1 protein-coding gene is annotated in these 1,378 nt (G+C 65.2%); it reads right to left on the bottom strand.

The features are described from left to right. Positions 1–1,378: LLM class flavin-dependent oxidoreductase (locus tag HB633_RS30555; protein ID WP_213781854.1), on the bottom strand; the 1,378-nt coding region annotated here is incomplete at both ends.

Below are 1,378 nucleotides of genomic sequence, written 5' to 3'. Positions count from 1 at the left end.
CTGATGTTCATCCGCCGTCCGCGGTTCCACGTATTCGCCATCCCCGTCCTGCCGTTCCGGCGCCGGCAGCGCGTGGCGGTCCAGCTTGCCGTTCGGCGTCAGCGGCAGCGCGTCCAGCAGCACGATGTGCGAGGGCACCATGTACTCCGGCAGCCGTCCCCGCAGATGGGATTGCAGCGCGCGTTTGCCCAGGTTCGGGCGAGACGTCAGCTGCTGCAGCCGATGCAGATACTTCAGGCCTTCCAGCGCATTGTCTGTATCCATCCAGTCGATCAGGCCCGCAATCTCGTCCACCCCCGCGTCGAACAGCCGCCGCACCACGTCGGCGCAGCTCGCCGGCGTGCCGATCAGCGACGCCGTGCGCGAATACCGTTCGAACGCGAACGACACGATCTGATCGATCTCCGCTTCGTCGGCATGCTGACTCACCGGAATGTCCAGACTGTTCGCCCACGACTGCAGCAGTCCAAGATGCGCACGCATGTACTGCTTGAACGGCCCGCGCGCACGTGCAAGCGTTGCCTCCAGATCGTCACCGACGAAGGTGTGCACCATCACCGTCACGATTCCCGTATCCGGATCGAAACCGTGCTCCGCGCGGCTTTGCCGATACAGCGCGATCTTCTGCGTGGCTTCCTCGATGGTCTGGCCCAGCAGATGGGTCAGGAGATTTGCACCGAGGCGGCCGGCATCGATGAAAGTTTCCGGGTTGCTCGCCGCAGTCAGCCATAACGGCAGTTCCGGCTGCACCGGGCGCGGGAAGATTGCGACCTGAGCGAGCTTGCCCGTGCCGTCTTCGAAGGGCAGCGTTTCGCCGCGCCACAACGCGCGGAGCTGGCCGATGCCTTCGAGCATGACGGTCTTGCGCTGCGCGAACTGCTGCGGCGCCAGGGCGAAATCCTTCGGCACCCAGCCAGATGCGACCGACAGCCCTACCCGGCCGTTCGACAGGTTGTCCACCACCGACCACTCTTCAGCGACCCGCAGCGGGCTGTGCAGCGGCAGCACGACGCTGCCCGAGCGCAGGCCGATGCGTTGCGTGACGCTCGCCAGTGCGGCGCTCAGCACCGCAGGATTCGGGTACAGGCTCCCGACGTCGTGAAAATGTCGCTCGGGCGTCCAGACCGCATCGAAGCCGTGTTCATCCGCGAAACGTGCCGACTCCATGTACAGGCGGTATTTGTTCTGCGGGTTGTAGCTTTCTGCTCCGAAGTAGAACAGGCTGAAGGACGGGTGCGATGTTTCGGAGACCATGGCGCCGCCCGGCTCGCCGCGATCTTCTGCCGCGTTTGACGGAACCACATACGCGACCAGTTGCGAGCCGCCGTCGCCTGTATCGCGCGCGACTACCGCGCATTCGCCCACCTGGGCGTGCGCC

Source organism: Caballeronia sp. dw_276, assembly GCF_018449635.1.
GTDB lineage: Bacteria > Pseudomonadota > Gammaproteobacteria > Burkholderiales > Burkholderiaceae > Caballeronia.
The sequence above is the reverse complement of the archived record's forward strand: the minus strand, read 5'-3'. Positions and strand labels throughout refer to the sequence as shown.